Source organism: Bacillus sp. AFS017336 (genome assembly GCF_002555445.1).
Taxonomy (GTDB): Bacteria; Bacillota; Bacilli; order Bacillales; family Bacillaceae_G; genus Gottfriedia.
Genome location: NZ_NUCO01000143.1, coordinates 103,874 through 124,669 on the forward strand (window position 1 = coordinate 103,874; position 20,796 = coordinate 124,669).

Below are 20,796 nucleotides of genomic sequence, written 5' to 3' on the forward strand. Positions count from 1 at the left end.
AAAGTTTTTAGCGAAAGGATGAAATGATTAGTGGATCGTTCAAATGGAAGAAACGAAAAAAATAAGAAAAATAATATCCATAATTTCACAATAAATCCTGATGGAAATATTAATGAAAACTTAGAAATCATAGAATCAATTTTCCCTACTTCTGACCTTGTAAAAAAAATTCTAATTATTGATGGAAAGCCTGCACTTTTAATTTATTTATCTGGTCTTGTAAATGAACAAAAAATTGAATCATTTATTAATAATATCATTTCGCAAAAGGAAGATTTTGAGATATTCGTAAATAATAATACGGAAAGTACGATTCGAATTGGTAAAATCGAAAAATCTGTATTAGATGGTAAAAGTATTTTATTTTTAGATGGGGTCTCATCTGCTTTTATTTATTCTACTGAGAATCCACCTCATCGGCAATTCATGCCACCAAATATCGATAATTCGCTGAAAGGTTCAAGAATTTCTTTTGTTGAAACGTATCAAGCTAACATTGCCTTGCTCCGCAGATTTATTCAAAATAGAGATTTTCTAACAAAACAAACTGAAATTGGAAGTGAGAATAGAAGCATCGTGTCAATCGCTTATTTAGATGGTGTAGTTGACGAGAAAATCCTATTATCTGTAGAAAATAGAATTTCAGAAATAAAAATAGATTCAGTACTAAATGCAAATCAATTAGCTCAATTAATGGAAAGAAATCAATACTCACCATTCCCACAAATATTAACGACTGAAAGACCAGATGAAGCAGCTTCAGCTATATTAAAAGGAAAAGTCGTTCTAATTTTAGATCGTTCATCTGAAGTCATTATTTTACCTTCGGAGTTCATCTCTTTTTTTACAAGTATTGATGATTATTCTTCTAGAACTTTAGTAGCTTCCTTTAATCGTCTACTTAGAATTGTTGCATTCCTTATAACACTCTATTTACCAGGAATATATATTGCAATTGTTTCATTCAACTATGAAGTTGTACCATTAAAATTACTTTTTTCAATAGGTGAATCACGTGCACAGGTGCCTTTTGACCCTTTATTTGAAGCAATTATTATGGAAATTACTTTAGAAATGCTAAGAGAAGCTGGTATTAGATTACCTGCACCAATTAGTACAACAGTAGGAGTTGTTGGAGGAATTGTAATTGGTCAAGCTGCAGTTCAAGCAGGAATTGTAAGTAATATTATGGTTATAGTAGTTGCATTGACTGCTATTTCATCTTTTATCATCCCTAAATATGAAATGGCATCAAGTTTACGTATTTTAAGATTTCCTATAATGGTGATGGCATCATTCTTTGGCATATTCGGACTTGTTATAAGCACGATGATCTTAATCGTACACGGATTATCATTAAAGAGCTTCAATTCCTCGTATTCTTCACCATTATCACCAATTATTTTTAATCAATTAAAGGATACTTTTATTCGAATGCCATTAAACTATCTTTGGAAAAAGTCAAAATAAATCCATAAAAAAGGATAAGAGAATATTGGATGTGATTATCAAATGAATATCACCAAATTGAACATTTCATACTACCAATTTGTTCTTACAATTTTTGGAGTACAAATAGGAATTGGAATGGTATCTCTACCTCATGAATTAGCTGGAAAATCAGGTACTAGCGGTTGGATTTCAATATTAATTGGAGGTTTAATCTCTACATTACTTAGTATTTTATATATAAAAATAAGCCAAAAAGTTCCACATGAAAATTTTTCGTCTCTAATGACTATTTATTTAGGTAAAATAATTGGGAAAGCATGTTTATTATTACTGTCAATCTATTTCTTATATGCTGGTTATTTAGTGTTAATGTTATCTGTATTATTTGTTCAAGGATATTTACTTCAACATACTGGTGCTTATGTTATATTGTTCTTATTTCTAATCCCGACTTATCAATTAATAACAGGTGGTATTCATTTAATTGCGAAATATATTGAAACGATCTTTCCAATCGTTATTCTTTTCATACTTATGTTATTTTTAACATTAAAAGAGCCAAACTTTAAAAATCTATTTCCTATCATTAAAGAAGGCTGGATGCCTATTTTAAAATCTGTTCCTTCAACGACAATGTCATTTTTAGGACTTGAAATAATATTCGTAATCTATCCATATTTAGATAAAAAAGAAAAAGCAGTGAATGGCGTAATTATTGCTAATATGATGAGTTCGTTTACATATTTATTTGTAACAATAGTTAGTTTTGTGAATTATGGTCCTTATGAAATATTATCTGTTTTTTCACCTGTTATTGATATGTTAAGTATTATCGAATTTCAATTTATAGAGCGAATGGATGTAATTCTATTATCATTACTATTTATGGTAATTTCAAAAACATGGGTTACTTATTTTTGGGCAGGATTGGACGGTTTTTTTGTGTTATATAAAATAAAAAGATTTCCACTTTTTGTTATAACTTTTTTTAGCATAATCTTCATTTGTACGTATCTATTCATTCCGTCCTTTAAATTAATTCATTTTCAATTAAAAATCCTTTCTTATACGGGACTTATCGTTATTTTAGGATTACCTCTACTTTTATGGATAGGTGGAATAGTAAAAAAAGATAAGTTTAGGGTGACAACAAAATGAAAAAGATTGCTATATATTTGTTAATTGTTATGTTATTAATTGGTTTAACTGGCTGTAAAGATAAAATTAATATTGAAGACATTACAATGGCACTTTTATATGGAATCGATATAGACGAGCAAGGTGAAGTTAATGTTTATATGGCAAGCCCTGTTTTTAGTAAAGAAGCGAATGAAAAAAATGAACAATTTAAAGTGAAAAGTTTGTCAATAAAAGAGGCTAGTGATTTTATAGATTCAAGAGCAACAGGAATTACAGCAGGGGGAAAAGTACAAACTGTATTAATTGGTAGAAAAATAATTAATTATAAAGACTGGTTTTCTATTTTAGATGTATTTTACCGTGATCCAAAGATGCGTCTTAATGCTGATATCGTATTTGTTAATGGTCCTGTTTCAGACGTAATTGAATTTAGTCCGAAGAATAAACCAAGATTATCAATATTTATTCCGCAATTAATTAAAACTGCTAATTTTAGAAATGTCTCCGTGCGAACATCATTGCGAAATTATTACAGTATGAATTCGGAAAAAGGTATCACACCATTTGCACCTGAATTAACTTTAAAAGATGATGTTTTGGAAATCAGTGGAACAACATTATTAAACAAACAAAACCAATATCGTAGGACTCTATCATTAAAGGAAACACTACTATTAAAAATCTTACGAGCTAATACAGAAGGACAAATATCTATGTGGTTAAAAGCGAAACAACACAAAAAAAATGAAAATACTATATCTAAAGAAAAAATAAGTTTTTATATAATGGATATTAAAAGAAATGTAAAAAAGAAATATAAAGATGGTAAATATGAATTTAATATAAACCTTAAATTACCCGTAGCAATAACTGAATCTCCAATTAAGTTAAATGACAATTCGCAAGGAAAGTTAAAAAAAGAAATTGAAAAAGAATTAGAAAAAGAACTAAATACTTTTGTTAAATCCCTTCAAAATGATAAGTTGGATCCAATTGGCCTCGGGCTTTTTGCAAGATCATTTAAATACTCAGAGTGGAAAAAAGTTGAAGATAATTGGGTTGGTGCATTTCAACAATCAAAAATTAAGGTTAAAGTTAAGGTTATTGTGGTTGATAAAGGGATATCAATGTAAGTATTCAATGAAAATATTCTTTGTGAAGAAGTTGAAATTAGAACTATGTAAAAGAGGAGCTTTTATCTGCTTACAAATTCCCTTTGGAGAAGATATTAAGTTAACGTTTAGTCTTATAAAGAAGATGATTTCTGTATTCTACAGGTTTCATCTTTTTTATATTAAACTGATTAGAAATAAAACCTTTGCTCTTATGTTTAGATAAATTAATTTACTCAGTTTCTATCTCAATTATTTTATTTTCAAAAAACTCTTTACATTCTAATGGAATTTTTGATACAATATTTTTCCGTCTGAAAATTCGGCTATTTAATTACATATAAGGAGGTTTGAAAATGTCTACACAACAATTCGACGAAGAACTTCAATACCTAAACACAATTTTAGATGAAATGGAGCGGCAGTTAACAAAACTTGAAGGGATTTCAGTTTATACTGGTAGTGACGTAACTGAGCAAGTACTTGAAGGAATTCGAGAAAACAATCGAAGAAATCTTCGTTTAGCTAAAAATGAACCATATTTTGGTAGAATGGATTTTGAAGAAGAGCAAAAGGAAACATTACCGGTTTATATTGGAAAAGTAGGAGTATCGGACCAAGCAACAGAAAATCCAATGGTAATCGATTGGCGTGCTCCTATTGCAAGTATGTTTTATTCGTTTACAGGAGGAGATGACCCAGCTTATTATGAATCTCCTGAAGGTATTATCGAAGGCATAATCTATTTAAAACGAAACATCGTAATCCGCAAAAAAAATCTCCAACGCGTTGTAGATACATATGTTAAAGGAAATCAAGATTTATCAGTTACTGATGATTTTCTACTTTATCGTTTAAGCGAAAACAAAGACAATCGTTTAAAGGATATTGTTTCTACTATTCAATCTGAACAAAATGATATTATTCGTTCACCCAAAAATACACCTTTAGTTATACAAGGGGTTGCAGGAAGTGGAAAAACTACTGTCGCTCTTCATCGACTTGCTTTTCTGATTTATCAATACCGCGAAACATTAACGGCCGATAAAATGATTATTTTTGCACCCAACAATATGTTTCTAGATTATATTTCAAACGTACTGCCAGAGTTAGGTGTAGGAGGGATCCAACAAACAACCTTCTCAGATTGGGCATTAACTATTCTCGACTATGAAGTAAAACTTAAGGATTCATCTGAAAATCAAAAAAAGTGGTTCGCAATTGGTGCTGATCGCCTTGAAATCAATGATACTACTCCAGGGAAATGGAAAGGCTCAACCCATTTTATGAATTTTATTGATCGTTGCATGGATGATTACGAAGCCTCAGCTGTTCCTGAAAATGATTTTAAACCATGGAAAAATAAATTGATTGATAAAGAAACACTAAAAAATTGGTTTAACATAGAATACAAGCATTATCCACTTGCTAAACGAAGAGAGCGCATTATAGCAAGGCTTAAGCAATGGATTGATAATGAATTAAAGTATATTGAAGAGACGAACATAAAAAAAGAGAAAAAGAAAAAAGCAACTCAATATTTAAATACTTATATGAAGCAATGGCCAAAGCATACTGCACTTTCTTTCTATAAAACACTATTCACAAACACATCACAAGCAGATGAAATACCAAAAGATATTATTAAAACGACTTCTTTGAGTTGTAAAAAGAAAGAAATGGACCAAGAAGATTTAGCACCACTTGTCTATATACATAACCGTCTTTTAGGAATTGAGTCAAAGCAAAAATTTCATCATGTAATTGTAGACGAAGCACAAGATTTTTCAGCTTTTCAAATAGCCTTATTAAGGCAATTAACAATCGGAAATTCATTTACCATTTTGGGGGATTTATCTCAAGCCATCCACGAATATCAAGGCATCAATACATGGGATGAATTTTTAGATGTTTTTGAAGAGAAAGAAGTAAAATATTACGAATTAAATCGAAGCTACCGCTCTACAATGGAAATCATTCACTTTGCTAACGAAATTATTAAAAAGGCCAATATACCTGTTAGCCTAGCTAATCCAGTATTTCGTAGTGGTGAAAAAGTAAAAATAATAGAAGTGAATCAAACAAATCGCATTCATAAAATAATCAAATCAATTGAACATATGAAAAAAGATAATATGGATACGATTGCAATTATCGGGCGTACAGAGGATGAGTGTGCAATATTGCATAAAGCCTTATCAGACGCAGGGCAAGAATCAACCTTTATTCATGCTAAACAGAGAAAATACGAAGGTGGTATTTCTGTAGTACCAGTTTATCTCTCAAAAGGACTAGAATTTGATGCCGTTCTCCTTGTCGACGTAGATGATCAGCATTACGAAGAGACTAAACAGAACGCTAAACTGCTTTATGTAGGTTGTACCCGTGCACTCCACAATTTATTAGTATTCTACTCAGGAAATAAGTCTCCGCTTCTTGAGAATATTAGTGCATCAGAATAATAACACGAAGTTTTTCGTTATTGGAAAATATTTACTTTAGAACAGTTTGCAATTGTTTATATAATGAGGGTCCCCTTAAGCATTAGGGGGCTTTTTTTTTGTAAAGAAAATGGAGATTCGCAAATAAAAATGGAGAATCGCAAATAAAAATAGAGAATCGCAAATAAAAAAGGGTAATCGCAAATAAAAACGAAGAATCGCAATTAAAAATGGAGATTCGCAATTAAAAACGAAGAATCGCAATAAAAATCTAAAATCACCAAACCCGGCAAGTTATATCAGTCTAAATGGATACTATTTTATTTCATTTCATATGGAAAAAATCAAATTTGCTTTTATTCTATTTGATTCGAACCAAAAATGAGAAAAATCAGCTACTTTTCAATAAAATAAACGATATTTTCAATTGCAAAAAAGAATAGTAATATTCGAATACCTCGGATGTATATAAAGAATGGATAATAAATAGGTTTGTATATCAGCGGATATGTTTATGGATATAAAAGTGGAGGATCTTATTTGGTTCCATATAATGTTCAGTTAATGCTATCCAAATTAATTAATCGAAAATCGATAAAACCTTAGATTTATACTTTTTAAAATTAAACTCCGGTTCATAGTCCTTACATAATTTTCCATATAAAACCTAAAATATGGTATTTCTTACTCATTTCAACTTGAATATTAGTCTATTAATATTAAGGTAATAACTAAAAAAGTGGGTGACGATCATCGAAGCAAATGAAGAAGTTGTATTATGTTTAAGGGATTTGAGAAAGGATTATGGAGCAAAATCAGTTTTAAAAGGGATTGATTTAACCGTAAATCGTGGACAAATTATCGGCTATATAGGACCGAATGGAGCTGGTAAGAGTACGACTATTAAAATATTATTGGGGCTAGAAGGGGACTATTCTGGTAGAGTAGAAATTTTTGGCGAAGAGGTCACTGTTCAAAGTGTGGAATATAAAAAGAAGATTGGCTATGTACCTGAAATTGCCGAGCTATATGATAATCTTACGGCTAGAGAGTATTTAACTTTTATTGGTGAGTTGTATGGAATGGAATTTAATGAGGCGGATGAAAAGGCTGCAAAACTAATGAAGGTCTTTGGGTTGGAGGAAGTTTATTTATCACGAATTGCTTCTTTTTCAAAAGGAATGAGGCAAAAAGTCCTGATTATTTCTAGTTTAATCCATAATCCAGACCTATTGTTTTTAGATGAGCCACTCAGTGGACTTGATGCAAATAGCGTAATGGTATTTAAAGAAATACTAGATATTCTAGCAGCTAATGGAAAAACTATTTTTTACTCTTCACATATAATGGATGTTGTTGAGAAGATTAGTAACCGAATTATACTAATCAATGACGGTAAAATTGTAGCAGATGGTAGTTTTAAAGAATTAAAGGAACAAAATGTAGAAGGATCGTTGGAACAAATTTTTAATCAGCTCACAGGATTCAATGAGCACCAAGCATTAGCTGAGGAATTTGTTTCCATCGTAAAAGGGGGGTAAAAAGTGAAAGACTTCCCAATGTTAAAAATCTTAGATTTATTCCGGCCTATATTTGAATTATTTGGTATCGAGTTTCCAATCATGCGGAAAATTTTAGTTGTTAAATTAACAATGGATAGCCGTAGGACACCGACAATTTTTAATCAAAACAACAAGAAAAAACATAAGGATGAAGATAATGGCATAATAAAATCCTTAGGAATGTATGTGTTACTAAGTCTTATGCTCATTCCTTTAGTGATTTTTGGAAAAAGTTACATCTTTAGTATGAGTGCTTTTTTCGGAGTCGTTATGTTTCTCGTGATGACATCGATGATTTCCGACTTTTCGAATGTTTTACTAGATATTAAAGATAAAGGGATTCTTCATACGAAACCGATTGCAAAAAAGACAGTTACCGCCGCAAAAACTGTACATATATCAATCTATCTGTTATTAATAACCGCATCCCTAACTGCTTTGCCAATAGTTGTTGGTACATTTAAGCATGGATTTTTGTTTTTAATAATGGCAATTTTTGAACTTATTCTTCTCAATTTATTTATTGTCGTCTTAACCTCGATTATTTATTATTTTATATTACGATTTTTTGATGGTGAAAAACTAAAGGATATAATTAATTACGTTCAAATTGGCCTATCAATCTCAATATTAGTTGGGTATCAGCTCGTTGGTCGAGCTTTTAGCTTAGTTAATTTAGATATAAAATTTTCTCCAAGTTGGTGGCAATTTCTAATCCCACCTATTTGGTTTGGGGCTCCCTTTGAGCTAATTTTAAATCGTCACTCGAGTATCTATCTTACATGTTTTTCCTTTTTGGCAATCATAATTCCTATTATTGCAATCGGAGTGTATAACGCAATGATGCCTTCGTTTGAAAAAAATCTTCAAAAATTAACAAATAATAGTGGGATCGTCAAAAAAAAGGAAAGCAAATGGAAAAATTGGCTATCTAGCGTAATTTGTAGTAGTAGTGAAGAGAAGGTGTTCTTTAGATTTGCAGATCTAATGATGCGAAATGAAAGGGAATTCCGTTTAAAAGTTTATCCATCCTTAGGATTATCAATTGTTCTACCGTTCGTTTTTTTATTTAATCAATTACAATTGTCTTCATATCATCATCTGGCATCAGGTAAAAGTTATTTAACAATCTATATGTCTTGTTTAATTATTCCTAATGCAATCGCAATGTTAAAGTATTCTGGTAAATATAAAGGAGCATGGATTTATAAAACTGCACCAGTATCAAATCTTGCACCATTATATAGCGCAACGTTAAAAGCATTTATTGCGAATCTATATTTCCCTGTATATATTGTTTTAAGTTTAATATTTATTGGTATTTTTGGCATTAAAATCATTCCGCATATTTTGGTTGTATTTGTCAGTTCAATATTATATACAGTGATCTGTTCAAATTATCTTAAAGGAACATTGCCATTTTCTGAATCGTTTGATGATGCACAAGCAAATTCTGGAATTAAAATCTTTATTGCAATGATAATTGGTGGGATTTTAGCTCTAATTCATTATGGCGTAACGTTTATTCCATTTGGTGTATTTATATACTTACTAGTATTAATTATTGTAACTTTCATTTCATGGAAGCAAGCATATAAAACGATTTGGAAGTATTGAAATAAAAAAATGTGGGATAATTACTTCATAATAAAAAGTAGAAGGCAAATGCTTTCTACTTTTTTTATTTATGGGCTTATTGAGGGATTAAACTGGAAATTTTACTAGCGATCACTACTAAGCAATTAATTAGTACTTTATGCAAGAGTGGGATATTATGGGAGAGTATACTTTTTAGAATGTTTATGAAGGGAAGTTGACTATGTCAAATTTATTCAAACCGTTTAAATACAAAGGATTAGAATTAAAAAATAGAGTTGTAATGCCGCCTATGTGTCAATATTCAGTTCACTTGAAGGATGGAATTCCAACTGATTGGCATTTTGTTCATTATACTAGCCGTGCAATTGGTGGTACGGGTTTAATTATTATTGAAATGACAAATGTTGAAGACCGAGGTCGTATTACAGATTATTGCTTAGGCATTTGGAGCGATGAGCATACTTCTGCCTTTAAGCGAATTATTGATGAGTGTCATAAATATGGTGCAAAAGTAGCGATTCAGATTGCTCATGCGGGCCGTAAAGCTGAGGATGCGCCAAATCCAGTATCATCATCACCAATCGCTTTTAATGAGAATTCAAAAACTCCACATGAGTTAACGACTAATGAAGTTAAAGAAATGGTCGAAAAGTTCAAAAAAGGTGTAGAGCGTGCAGTACTTGCTGGTGTGGATACAATTGAACTTCACGGAGCACATGGCTATTTAATTCACCAATTTGCTTCTGCATATACAAACCATAGATCAGATGAATACGGTCAAGATAAGTTTTTATTTGGGAAAGAAGTCATCAAAGCTGCTAAAAGCGTAATGCCAGAAGATATGCCACTGATTATGCGAATATCTGCAGTAGAATATGTAGATGGAGGCTATGATCTCGATTATTCAACTGAAATGGCTAAGGCATTCCGTGATGCTGGTGTGGATATTTTCCATATTTCTTCTGGTGGTGAAGGTCCAATTGGTTCTGGAGGAAGACCTGGTTCGCATCCTGGTTACCAAGTTAAATTAGCTGAACATATAAAACAAGAAGTTAATGTTCCTGTCATTGCAGTCGGAAAATTAGATGATGTTAACGTTGCAGAAACTGTTCTTGGTAATCAAGAAGCTGATTTAATTGCTGTAGGTCGTGGAATGTTAAGTAATCCTTATTGGGCAAACAATGCTTCAATAGTACTTGACGGAAAACCTCTTACTCCTAAGCCATATGAAAGAGCTTATTAATTAAAAAGTAGATAATTTTTTTTTACACGGGGCAAGTATATTCATACTTGCCCTGCTTGTCGTTTTTTTGTTGTTTGGAAAAAATAGCGTTCATTTGTATAATAATTCACTTCTAAACAAATAGATTTTTGAAATCTATACAATATTTACTATAATATAGGTAAAGAACAGACGGGTGGTGAGCGGACTGGCTATGAACAAAGAAGAGCAGGTTTTAATGGGTTTCAGGGAACTATATAACAAAATGTCTTGGCTTAATAAGGTTAAGATGGAAGTCGGTCTGAATGGTCATAAATCTTCAGAAGTACATTGCATCGAATCAATTGGTAGAATTGTTGATCCTAATGTAACAAAACTTGCGGAGTCTTTATATATGACAAGAGGAGCCATAACAAAAATTACTAAAAAACTGATGCAAAAAGGACTAATTGAAAGCTACCAAAAGCCGGATAATAAAAAAGAAATCTATTTTAGGCTTACAGAGCAAGGTAAAGAAATTGACAAAGTCCATGCTGAACTACATCAAGAATTTCGTGAACGAGATAAAGTTGTATTTGAACAAGTAACCGAGGAACAATATGATAGCATGCTTCATTTTATAGAAAAATATAATGTACATTTGGATACGGAAATAAAGAAACAAGGTATAGAACTTAAGTCAGAATAAAGTAAAGTAGCAATAAAATAATGGAAACAAAGGCAGCCAGCTTAATTGAAAAGGCTGTTTTTTTATTTCGATTTTTTGTTGACGAGGAAACAAAATGGCGATATGATAAATATGTTTCCAAGGAAACTAAAATGCGATTCTTGAAGGGAGAACTTGATGTTCAAATCTAAATCACTCGATGAAATGAAAATAAAACAATCAATAGATAAAAAAGCGCTACTATTCGGACTCATGTCAGTATTTCTATGCGGATTAGGGTTCAGCATTATTGCACCCGTCGTCCCATTCTTAATAAAACCATATGTTAGTAATCCAGAAGATCAAGCTATTTTTGTTACGATGCTAACTTCTGTTTATGCAATCTGCGTGTTTTTTGGAGCACCAGGACTTGGAGCGTTAAGCGACAGATATGGTCGTCGTCCATTACTTTTAGTATGCCTTTTAGGTTCAGCTATTGGATACTTTGTTTTTGGTATTGGAGGAGCACTTTGGGTACTATTTGCTGGACGCATAATAGAAGGAATAACAGGTGGAAGCATAAGCACGATTTTTGCCTATTTTGCAGATATTACACCACGAGAACAACGCACTAAATATTTTGGGTGGGTCAGTGCAGTTTCAGGAGTGGGGGTTGCTATTGGGCCAACATTAGGTGGATTACTTGCCAAGTTTGGCTATTCAGTACCGATGTATTTTGGTGCAGTTATTACTTTATTAAATTTTGTCTTTGGATACTTTTATATGCCTGAGAGTCTAAAAAAGAAGAATAGACTGAAAAAGATTACATTTGAAAGGTTGAATCCTTTTACACAACTTGTTAACGTACTTTCTATAAAAAATTTAAGTAGACTTCTTGTTTCAGCATTTTTACTTTGGATACCTAACGGATCATTGCAGTCAGTATTTTCACAATTCTCAATGGATACTTTCAATTGGGAGCCTGCAGCTATCGGACTTATGTTTTCGATTATGGGTGTGCAAGACATTATTTCACAAGGATTTATAATACCTAAACTGTTAAGGAAGTTTAATGATGTACAAATAACAATTCTTGGAATGGTTTCGGAAGTTTTAGGCTATATTCTTTTTGCAGCTGCAGCTATATTTACATTTTATCCTCTATTTATCATTGGAATGGTTATCTTTAGTTTTGGAGATTCGATCTTTGGTCCTTCATTTAATGGAATGCTCTCCAAATCTGTCGACTCAAGTGAACAAGGAAGAATTCAAGGAGGTAGCCAATCAATTCAATCACTAGCGAGAATAATTGGTCCAATCATTGGAGGTCAAATCTATGTCTCGCTTGGTCATGCCGCACCTGCTATAATGGGGGTCATTCTTATTTCAGCAGCAATACCAGTTTTGTATAAGGTATCGTTTATAAAAGGATAAATTATGCCTTGAATGAATTTACGAACAAAAAGGATTTTGAAACGGATCGAATTCGTTTCAAAATCCTTTTTAATTAGTTAGAAGACTATAGGCTTAAATAAAAATATTATTTAATGAACAATCTTATTTTGAATCTAATTCATTAAAAAATGGTTTGTTCGCGTAAAAATACATAACCGCCATCATAAATTCTCCACCTATAAGATTTCCAATTGTAACTGGAATTAGATTATGAAGAATTCCTGTAAATGAAATCGTATTAGGATGATGAATTACAAGTGCAATCGCAAAAGAACACATATTTGCAATGCTATGCTCATAACCAGACATAAAGAAGCAAAATACGAATAACATCATAGCTGTAATTTTTGTTCCATTTTCTGTCTCTCCAAAAGCCATAGGGATAAAAAAAGCAAGGCACACAAGCCAATTACATAAGATCCCTCTAGCAAACAAATGAAAAATGGAATTATCAATTTTATGTTCAACAACTGATAGTAGAAACGCGCTTGAGTCAGGTGCGTCAAATAGTCCAGTAGTATAAATGATAAATGCAAATAAACAGGCACCTAAAACGTTTCCTATATAACTGTATATTAGAAGTTCAAAAACTTTGGGCCACTTCATTTTATCCCGTAATGCAGTATACGTATAATAAAACGTATTTCCAGTGAATAGATCTCCTCCACCGTACCAAATCAAAACTATTGCAGAACCAAAGGTCAATGCTGCAATTGGATAAGCAACAGGGGAATTTGCTAAGAAAAACCCATTACCTGTTTTAAATGCTACCATTACACCAAAGCCTATAAACATACTTGCTAGCATACTTCTTAATACATAGCGTAAATGACTTTGTTCAAATATTTTTAATTTCTTTAAGGCCAATTTTTCAACTTCTAATAATGGTTTAATTTCCATCTAATCACCCCTTATTAATTTGAGGTTAAAGATTAAGAAATATACGAAATTGTTAGTATGAATAAGAATCTAATAATCTCTATAAACAAGTTTGGAATTATTGTCGGTGTTCTTCACAAAAACAGAGAGTATTGATTTAGATCAGCAAATGATTGGATTTTATAAAATGAGCGCTCAATTTCGTACTTTTGTATATTTTTATAGTATAATTTAATTATTAAGAATTTTCCGCTAGTATCATGTATTCATGCGTTTCTTTATTTCTTTTTTTAAAAGTAAAAGGATTTGAAACTGATTGGAAAAAGCTTTTTATAAAGAGAAAAGATTATATTGGGGGAGTTAGTTTGAAAGAGGTTATTGTAAGACCATATACATTTGAAGATGCAGAAGCAAAGCTTGAGCTTCATCAAGAAAATAAAGATCATTTTGAAAAATGGTCGCCTACGTTAAGAAAAGACGACTTCTATACAGTAGAAGGACAATTAAATACGATCAAAGAGTTTATGGAAAAAAGTGCGGAAGATGCTCGGTACGATTTTGCCATTTATGTAAAAGATGATGATGCTACTACTTTAATAGGAGAAGTTCAGTTTATATTTGTTACAAGAGGTCCTAAACAAAGTTGTATGGTAGGCTATCAAATTGGAGAAAAATTTAATGGTCAAGGATATATGACAAAAGCTTTAAACGCGGCTCTAAAAATCGCTTTTGAAGAATTGAAATTTCACCGTGTAACTTCAGAAGTTAATCCAGAAAACTTAGCTTCTTTACGAGTACTTGAAAAAGTTGGATTTGTGAAAGAAGGTTACTATCGAAAAAATTTAAAAATTAGAGATCAGTGGTATGACCATGTTTGCTTGGCAATTTTAGAGGAAGAGTTTGCGGAAAAGATCGCACATAGTTAAAAATACTTTTAAAAGATAGACAGTTTAGCTGTTTATCTTTTTTTGTTGAACAAATACTTAAAATTGTTGTTTTTAAATACGTTTAATTGATAAAAATCTTGTAGAAGAAAACAAATAATAATAGAGAGATTCGAATTTTAAATATTGCATATAAAGGATTTTTTCGAAATGAAGAAATATAATTTGAATCAAACAAGCAGTAGTATGGGTAGTAAATTTAAAATATCATTAGATAATACTTTCCTTTTTCGGTATGTATATTTTGTAAGTTTAATTTTAGTACCTTTGCTAAATTATTTTGTATATGGATTAACTGACATAGAATTATATCCACTTTACCATGTTGAGTCGATTCTTTTAGGTCTAGGATTTTGGAATAAGCCTAAATCTTTTTTGTTTCTTAATTTAACTGTTATCATATTTGTTCGATTGTATTTTACAGACTCAATCTTAAATGTACAAAATTTTATTATTTTGTTCTTTGTGTTTTCAATTGGAACACTTTTATCTGTTGAACTCGTAAAAAACTATTTGAAAACAAATAAAAAAAAGTTAGATGTGATTATCTCTTTAGCTAAAACGCTTGAATCAAAAGATCCATATACAAGAAATCATTCTGAAAATGTAGCAAGATATTCTCTTTTAATTGCTACGGAAATGAATTTTACAGTAAAGCAGTGCCGAGCATTATATATTGGAGGTTTGCTTCACGATATTGGTAAGATTGGTATTCCAGAACATATTTTATTTAAAAACGGTCGTTTAACAAAAGAAGAATTTGAGGTAATTAAAGATCATCCAATAATCGGTTACAAAACAATGGCCCACATTACTTCTTTTATCGAAAATGGAGTATTAGATATGGTATTGTATCACCATGAGCGAGTTGATGGGAAAGGCTATCCATTCGGCCTTAGTGGGGAAGAAATTCCAATCGTTGCCAAAATCACAGCAATTGCTGATACATTCGATGCAATGACATCAAATCGAGTTTATCGAAATAAGCTAAACTTTGACTCGGTAATAAATGAAATAACGATCAATAAAAACTTACAATTTGATTCAGATATTGCTGACACTTTCTTGAAAGTTTTACAAAGAGAAGGCCCAAATATCTTAACAAAACAAATCGATGAAAATGTAAGAAGAAATTTATTGATCGGACATTAAATAATTTGATTTCAAGAAACGGCTGATTTTAAATAATTAGCCGTTTTTTTTGATGGAATATACTAACTAAAAGAAACGCTCTAATTTGCACTTCCACCTTTATTTCAGTTCCTCATTCTTGTAATTATTTTCTATAAATCTAAAATAAAGAGCCCATAAATTGTTACACTTTCTATCTGTATACAATTAAAAAAACAAGAATTTAACAAATCATTTTATTGTAGTGTTTCGAGAGTTTACGACAATATTTCCAGATATTACAAAATTTTAACAATAAAAATAAAGGGATTTTGGCAATTATTATCTAATTAGTAAGAAAGGCAGTTTTTTTACTCTCTTTTCTAATTTCGATAATTTATTTTTTTGTAGGATGTCCAGAGTAAAATTATAGTGAAAAAAGAGGAGTGGTAGGGATGAATTTCTATATTTTATCAGAAGAACATGAAAACCAAAATATTCATTATTATTGTATCGCTGCAGGTAGCCATCGCTACGACTTTGCAGTTATCTTTTCAGAAAAATTTCTCGGGAAAGCAATGGTAATCTCGATCCAAAGTGGAAGAATGGTCTTACTTTGTAGAGAAGATATTGACCGCCCAGAACATTGGGATCAAAAACTTGGCATTGCAACAGAAGACATCTCAGAACTTGAAATGTTTTTTCATTCAATCTTGGACCAAAAATTGTTTAGTGATCAATATTAGAAGTAGGAGTCTCCGATTTTTTCGGAGGCTCTTTTTATTTACTAAAAAAATACATATTTAATAGAAGAATCTATGGAAAAATGTTTCGTACTAAAAAAAATTGTGACTTTAAACGCTCCACTTTTACTTATATTAATTAGAAATTAAAGTACTGCAATAAAAGCATTCCATTTTTGATGGTTTTTTAGTAGTTCTTTATTCCTATTTTGATTTCAAAACGGTAGGTATTTCCGTATGAAAAATTTCCAGAAATATAAAATTTCAAATTCAAAAGTTCTATTTTTGGCGGATTTAAAAGGATTTACAAATGTTCACTAGAAAATAATTCCAAAGGAAAGGGGGTAAATGATATGATAGTTTAAGAGGTTGATATAAAAAAATGAAATTTATTCGAATTAATTTCATAGATAAATATAATCAAACCTTAAACTTTCAAAGAATTGGTTAAGTTTATTTACTATTAAATAAGTAAAAGGGGCGCAACAATGAAGAAAAAAAATTATTTAGCTTTACCTGTTTCGACTATGCTGTTATTTTCTAGTATTTATGCTGGAACTGTTCAGGCTTCTTCACTAACGGGTTCAAATTCGGTAGTGGCGAATCAGGTAAACTCTGGGAAAAGTCTTAGAAAAAGTCAAATGAAGGAAGTAACGAGCGCGAGCAATAAAGTAGTACATGCTAAAAAGTCTGAATCTGCAATCGAATCAAAATTAAGAGAAAAGTTAAAAAATAACCAATCTCAAATCAATCATAATTACCAAACAGGCGAAGTAATTGTTAAATATAAAAAGCATGTGACTACGGCTGCAATCTCGTCATTTCAGAAAAAATATTCATTAAAATCATCAAAGAAATTCAAGTCTTTAAATGCAGAAGTAGTTAAAATACCATCTGGCGAAAGTACGAGTGAATACATAACTAAACTAAAAAAGGATCAGAACGTAGAATCTGTCCAACCTAACTATAAATATTTTGCTTCTGACATAAATAGTGCTCCAAACTATTATGATCAATTATGGGGCCTTGACAATAAAGGTCAAACAATAAATGGAAGCACTGGTGTAGAACATATGGACGTAGATGCACCAGAAGGCTGGAAGAAATATAGTGCAAAGCTATCTGAAGTTGTTGTTGGTGTTATCGATACAGGTGTAGATATAAACCATCCGGATTTAGCTGGTAAAATTTGGACAAATAAAAAGGAAATTCCTAATAATGGGATAGACGATGACCATAACGGATATATAGATGACGTTCATGGTTGGGATTTTTATAACGATGATAACACTGTATATGATGCACTTGATGGAGACGAGCATGGTACACATGTATCCGGAACAATTGCTGCTGCATTAGAAGGAGCAAGTACAGATGATAACAAAGGTGTAGTCGGTGTTGCTCCAAACGTAAAAATATTACCTTTAAAATTCATTGGTCCTTTTGGTGGTTCATCCGCTGATGCGATCGAAGCAATTGAATATGCAAAAAATATGGGTGTGAAAATTACGAATAACAGTTGGACTGGTTATGATTACGATCCATTACTTCAAGAAGCAATTGAGAATTCTAATAGTTTATTCGTAGCTGCCTCTGGTAATGACGGAATGGATGTCGAAGAAGGTGGAGCATATCCTGCAGGATTTGAAAGTTCAAATATTTTATCAGTAGCTGCAGTTGATAACAAAGGCAAATTAGCAGATTTTTCGAATTATGGCGCTGATTCAGTTGATGTAGCTGCACCTGGTGTTGATATTTTAAGTTCAGTTCCTAAATATCCACTTGATGAACTTACAAAAGCATTGAAAATAAATCAAGCAGGAGCATCAGCTCAAATTACTGGAGATAATTATAAAGCAATTTTTGATGGTATTGGGTATGAAAAAATATCTGATTCACAAAGACAAGATGCATTTGACAAAGCCTTAAATTATTTAGATTTATCGGATACTGATACGAATAAGAAAATATTACTTGTACAAGATGATGAAAATGATATGAGTCAATACTTTTCAGATGACCCAGAGCTTTCAAAAATCTTTCAAAACTATTTACAAACCTATCAAACTTTATTATCAAAATACAAATCTGTAAAAACAGTTTCAATTAACTCTGATGAGTCAATTTCTGATTATATGAGCGCAAACGACTTATCATCGTATGATGCTGTAGTTTGGTTTACAGGAAATGCTGTCGGATTTATGTCTGATGAAGGTACTACTTTAACAAAAACAGATACTGATCTGTTAAAAGGTTATTTAACTAATGGCGGTAAATTATTATTATCTGGTGTTAACTCATTATCAGGGCAAGAGAAATCTTCTCTAGTAAAAGATATGTTACATTTAAATGTATACTCTGATATGGGACCTAGTTTGAATGTAGAAGGTTTAACTGATGGAATCTATAAAGATACAAAATTTGATGTAAATAAATTTGATTTCCCGTACTATATGGCTGATTTTGTACAATCAAATGATCCAAAAACAATCGTCAATTCAAAATATGTTTCAGATTATACACAAGCATATGATTATTATAGCGGGACATCAATGGCAACTCCTCATACAACTGGCTCAGCTGCTATTTTATTAGGATTAAATCCAAACATGGCTCCAGAGATGCTTAAGTTATACACTAGTGCAAAAGGTAAGAAACTTGATTCTTTAAAAGGGCTTGTTGGTACGGAAAACCTTGTAAGAACATCAGATCTAGATAAATTTGATGATAATGAAACTCCAGGAGTTCCTTTAGATAAAAGTGTATTAAATGGTAGTTTAAATTCAAAAACTGATAAAAATGATGTATATGCAGTAGCATTAAAAGAAGGACAAGGTATTAATTTCACTTTAAATGGTCAAGCAGGAAGCGATTTCGATTTGTATGTGTATGGTGAAAAAACACCTACTGTAAATAATAAAAATGGAATGGTTGCTTACTCAGAAAATCAAAAAACATCGAATGAAACAATTAACTTTGTAGCACCTGAAACAGGTATTTACTTCGTGAATGTGTACGACTACAGCGGTTCAGGAAAATATAAGCTTTATACTGGTAATTTCGGTGGAACGTATGGTGTTGAATCTAGTGCAATCACTTACAATGGAGGATGGATGCCTTCATTTAATTCAAAAAAACCAAACGAAATGGCTGCAATGATTAATTCAGTTGGTGATGCTAGTTTTTCATTTGTAGGATATAGCGTTGAATGGCAAGGCTTCAAAGATTCATCTCAAGGTATTGCTGATGTTTATATTGACGGTAAAAAGGTTGCTTCACCTTCACTTTATTCGAGTACATTAAAGTCTAATCAAAGTCTATTGAAATATGATTTTACGAATTACGGTACTCACTCAATTAAAATTGTTTGGACTGGTAAAAGTGACCCAGCTGCTAGAAAATCTGCTTCAGGGATAAATTTTAATAAATTTATTGTTAAAAGTAACCCTGTTTCATTAAAGTCATCTTATGATACTTCAAAGAAAAATCCAGTTATATCATGGAACGCTACAAAATTAGCTAAATCATATAGCATCTACCGTAAAGAATCTACAGAACCTAATTATGTACAATTAAATAAAACACCAATTACTACAACATCTTATGTGGATACGACTGCAAAACCAAAACATTCTTATAACTATGTAGTAGTAATTAACACACCTGATAACACAGAATCACCTTTTTCATCTGCAATAACTTATGTTTACGATGATGATATTATAGGAAGTCTAGAATTAAAAGGTACAGCAAAAGGAACATTGAACAAGGATGCAAAAGACTTAAACGACGTGTGGTCTAAAAAACTAGAAAAAGGCAAAACATATGAAATTGCTTTAACTGGTCCTACTAACACGAACTTTAATCTTTCTTTATTCGGTATTGGTACAACAACAATTTATGGTAAAAAAGCTCTAAAAACATCAACTGGTTCAGCTTCTACTGAAAAAATTGTATTTAAACCAACTAAGGATGGAATATATTATATCGTTCCTTCAGCATTAAAAGGCTCAGGTCAATATAGTATTTCTGTTAAGGTTCAAACAACGAAATCAGTAGAAAACACAGATAAAAATGTTAAATATTCTGGTACTTGGAATAAACTAAAATATACAAATGCTTCTGGTGGAACGATTAATGAAACAAAAGGATCTAAAGGATCTCTACAATACAATTTCACTGGAACAGGAGTTACAGTATATGCTTTAAAAGATAAAAATATGGGTAAAGCTGACATCTTTATTGACGGTAAAAAAGTAAAACAAATTGATCTTTACTCATCAAGCCGCAAATATAAAGTAAATGTTTTTAATACTCAAAGTCTATCAAATAAAACACATACGATTAAAATTGTTGCTACTGGAACAAAATCTCGTGCTGCAACAAACAAATTAATAAATGTTGATTCATTTAAAGTTACACAATATTCGATCGTTAAATAATAAAGGTTTCGATCGATGCAGAAAAATCCTGTTTCACCCTTTTTAAGGG

Annotated in this window: 14 protein-coding genes; 13 read left to right on the forward strand and 1 reads right to left on the reverse strand. The window is 31.4% G+C overall.

From position 1 onward, the window contains the following. Positions 1-30: 30 nt before the first annotated feature. From CN601_RS24465 to CN601_RS24505, 9 genes are all read left to right on the forward strand, one after another. Positions 31-1,470 carry a spore germination protein gene (locus tag CN601_RS24465; protein ID WP_098172613.1) on the forward strand — a complete coding sequence of 480 codons (1,440 nt, stop codon included), beginning with the start codon at positions 31-33 and terminating at the stop codon, positions 1,468-1,470. Positions 1,471-1,512: 42 nt separating this feature from the next. After that, positions 1,513-2,610: a GerAB/ArcD/ProY family transporter gene (locus tag CN601_RS24470; protein ID WP_098172614.1), complete on the forward strand. Its 1,098-nt coding sequence runs from the start codon at positions 1,513-1,515 to the stop codon at positions 2,608-2,610. Then, the gene (locus CN601_RS24475) at positions 2,607-3,725 is read left to right on the forward strand and encodes a Ger(x)C family spore germination protein (RefSeq protein WP_098172615.1); all 1,119 of its coding nucleotides are present in this window, start codon (positions 2,607-2,609) and stop codon (positions 3,723-3,725) included. The genes CN601_RS24470 and CN601_RS24475 overlap by 4 nt, the downstream gene beginning before the upstream one ends. 335 nt (positions 3,726-4,060) lie before the next feature. Continuing rightward, positions 4,061-6,166: a HelD family protein gene (locus tag CN601_RS24480; RefSeq protein ID WP_098172616.1), complete on the forward strand. Its 2,106-nt coding sequence runs from the start codon at positions 4,061-4,063 to the stop codon at positions 6,164-6,166. 722 nt (positions 6,167-6,888) lie between these two features. Beyond that, positions 6,889-7,686 (forward strand): ABC transporter ATP-binding protein, encoded by a 798-nt coding sequence (locus CN601_RS24485; RefSeq protein ID WP_257131812.1) that lies wholly within the window; start codon positions 6,889-6,891, stop codon positions 7,684-7,686. Between the two features lie 3 nt (positions 7,687-7,689). Then, positions 7,690-9,324: a hypothetical protein gene (locus tag CN601_RS24490; RefSeq protein ID WP_098172617.1), complete on the forward strand. Its 1,635-nt coding sequence runs from the start codon at positions 7,690-7,692 to the stop codon at positions 9,322-9,324. Between the two features lie 202 nt (positions 9,325-9,526). Continuing rightward, positions 9,527-10,549 (forward strand): NADH:flavin oxidoreductase/NADH oxidase, encoded by a 1,023-nt coding sequence (locus CN601_RS24495; RefSeq protein WP_098172618.1) that lies wholly within the window; start codon positions 9,527-9,529, stop codon positions 10,547-10,549. A 193-nt stretch (positions 10,550-10,742) separates the two neighbouring features. Then, positions 10,743-11,216: a MarR family transcriptional regulator gene (locus CN601_RS24500; protein WP_098172619.1), complete on the forward strand. Its 474-nt coding sequence runs from the start codon at positions 10,743-10,745 to the stop codon at positions 11,214-11,216. A 156-nt stretch (positions 11,217-11,372) separates the two neighbouring features. Next, positions 11,373-12,608 carry an MFS transporter gene (locus tag CN601_RS24505; RefSeq protein ID WP_098172620.1) on the forward strand — a complete coding sequence of 412 codons (1,236 nt, stop codon included), beginning with the start codon at positions 11,373-11,375 and terminating at the stop codon, positions 12,606-12,608. Between the two features lie 123 nt (positions 12,609-12,731). Here CN601_RS24505 and CN601_RS24510 read toward each other — a convergent pair whose 3' ends face one another. Then, positions 12,732-13,529, reverse strand: coding sequence for a formate/nitrite transporter family protein (locus tag CN601_RS24510; RefSeq protein WP_098118305.1), 798 nt, complete (start codon positions 13,527-13,529; stop codon positions 12,732-12,734). Positions 13,530-13,873: 344 nt separating this feature from the next. On the opposite strand from CN601_RS24510, the gene CN601_RS24515 reads away from it, so the two are divergent. The 4 genes from CN601_RS24515 to CN601_RS24530 all read left to right on the forward strand — a co-directional run bounded on the left by CN601_RS24515 (position 13,874) and on the right by CN601_RS24530 (position 20,747). Next, complete coding sequence (locus tag CN601_RS24515) at positions 13,874-14,434, forward strand: GNAT family N-acetyltransferase (RefSeq protein WP_179865679.1); 561 nt, start codon at positions 13,874-13,876, stop codon at positions 14,432-14,434. A gap of 168 nt (positions 14,435-14,602) precedes the next feature. Next, on the forward strand, positions 14,603-15,604 hold the full coding sequence (locus tag CN601_RS24520) for an HD-GYP domain-containing protein (RefSeq protein ID WP_098172621.1): 1,002 nt from the start codon (positions 14,603-14,605) through the stop codon (positions 15,602-15,604). 413 nt (positions 15,605-16,017) lie between these two features. Then, a complete protein-coding gene (locus tag CN601_RS24525) occupies positions 16,018-16,308 on the forward strand; it encodes an SAV0927 family protein (RefSeq protein ID WP_098118308.1) in 291 nt (96 codons plus the stop codon). A 485-nt stretch (positions 16,309-16,793) separates the two neighbouring features. Next, positions 16,794-20,747 (forward strand): S8 family serine peptidase, encoded by a 3,954-nt coding sequence (locus CN601_RS24530; protein WP_098172622.1) that lies wholly within the window; start codon positions 16,794-16,796, stop codon positions 20,745-20,747. Positions 20,748-20,796: the final 49 nt, after the last annotated feature.

What these genes read in the sequence shown, in the direction of transcription:
- CN601_RS24470 (WP_098172614.1), top strand. Translation starts at nt 1,513, where the DNA reads ATGAATATCACCAAATTGAACATTTCATACTACCAATTTGTTCTTACA.
- CN601_RS24530 (WP_098172622.1), top strand. Translation starts at nt 16,794, where the DNA reads ATGAAGAAAAAAAATTATTTAGCTTTACCTGTTTCGACTATGCTGTTA.
- CN601_RS24500 (WP_098172619.1), top strand. Translation starts at nt 10,743, where the DNA reads ATGAACAAAGAAGAGCAGGTTTTAATGGGTTTCAGGGAACTATATAAC.
- CN601_RS24525 (WP_098118308.1), top strand. Translation starts at nt 16,018, where the DNA reads ATGAATTTCTATATTTTATCAGAAGAACATGAAAACCAAAATATTCAT.
- CN601_RS24475 (WP_098172615.1), top strand. Translation starts at nt 2,607, where the DNA reads ATGAAAAAGATTGCTATATATTTGTTAATTGTTATGTTATTAATTGGT.
- CN601_RS24510 (WP_098118305.1), bottom strand. Translation starts at nt 13,529, where the DNA reads ATGGAAATTAAACCATTATTAGAAGTTGAAAAATTGGCCTTAAAGAAA.
- CN601_RS24505 (WP_098172620.1), top strand. Translation starts at nt 11,373, where the DNA reads ATGTTCAAATCTAAATCACTCGATGAAATGAAAATAAAACAATCAATA.
- CN601_RS24520 (WP_098172621.1), top strand. Translation starts at nt 14,603, where the DNA reads ATGAAGAAATATAATTTGAATCAAACAAGCAGTAGTATGGGTAGTAAA.
- CN601_RS24495 (WP_098172618.1), top strand. Translation starts at nt 9,527, where the DNA reads ATGTCAAATTTATTCAAACCGTTTAAATACAAAGGATTAGAATTAAAA.
- CN601_RS24480 (WP_098172616.1), top strand. Translation starts at nt 4,061, where the DNA reads ATGTCTACACAACAATTCGACGAAGAACTTCAATACCTAAACACAATT.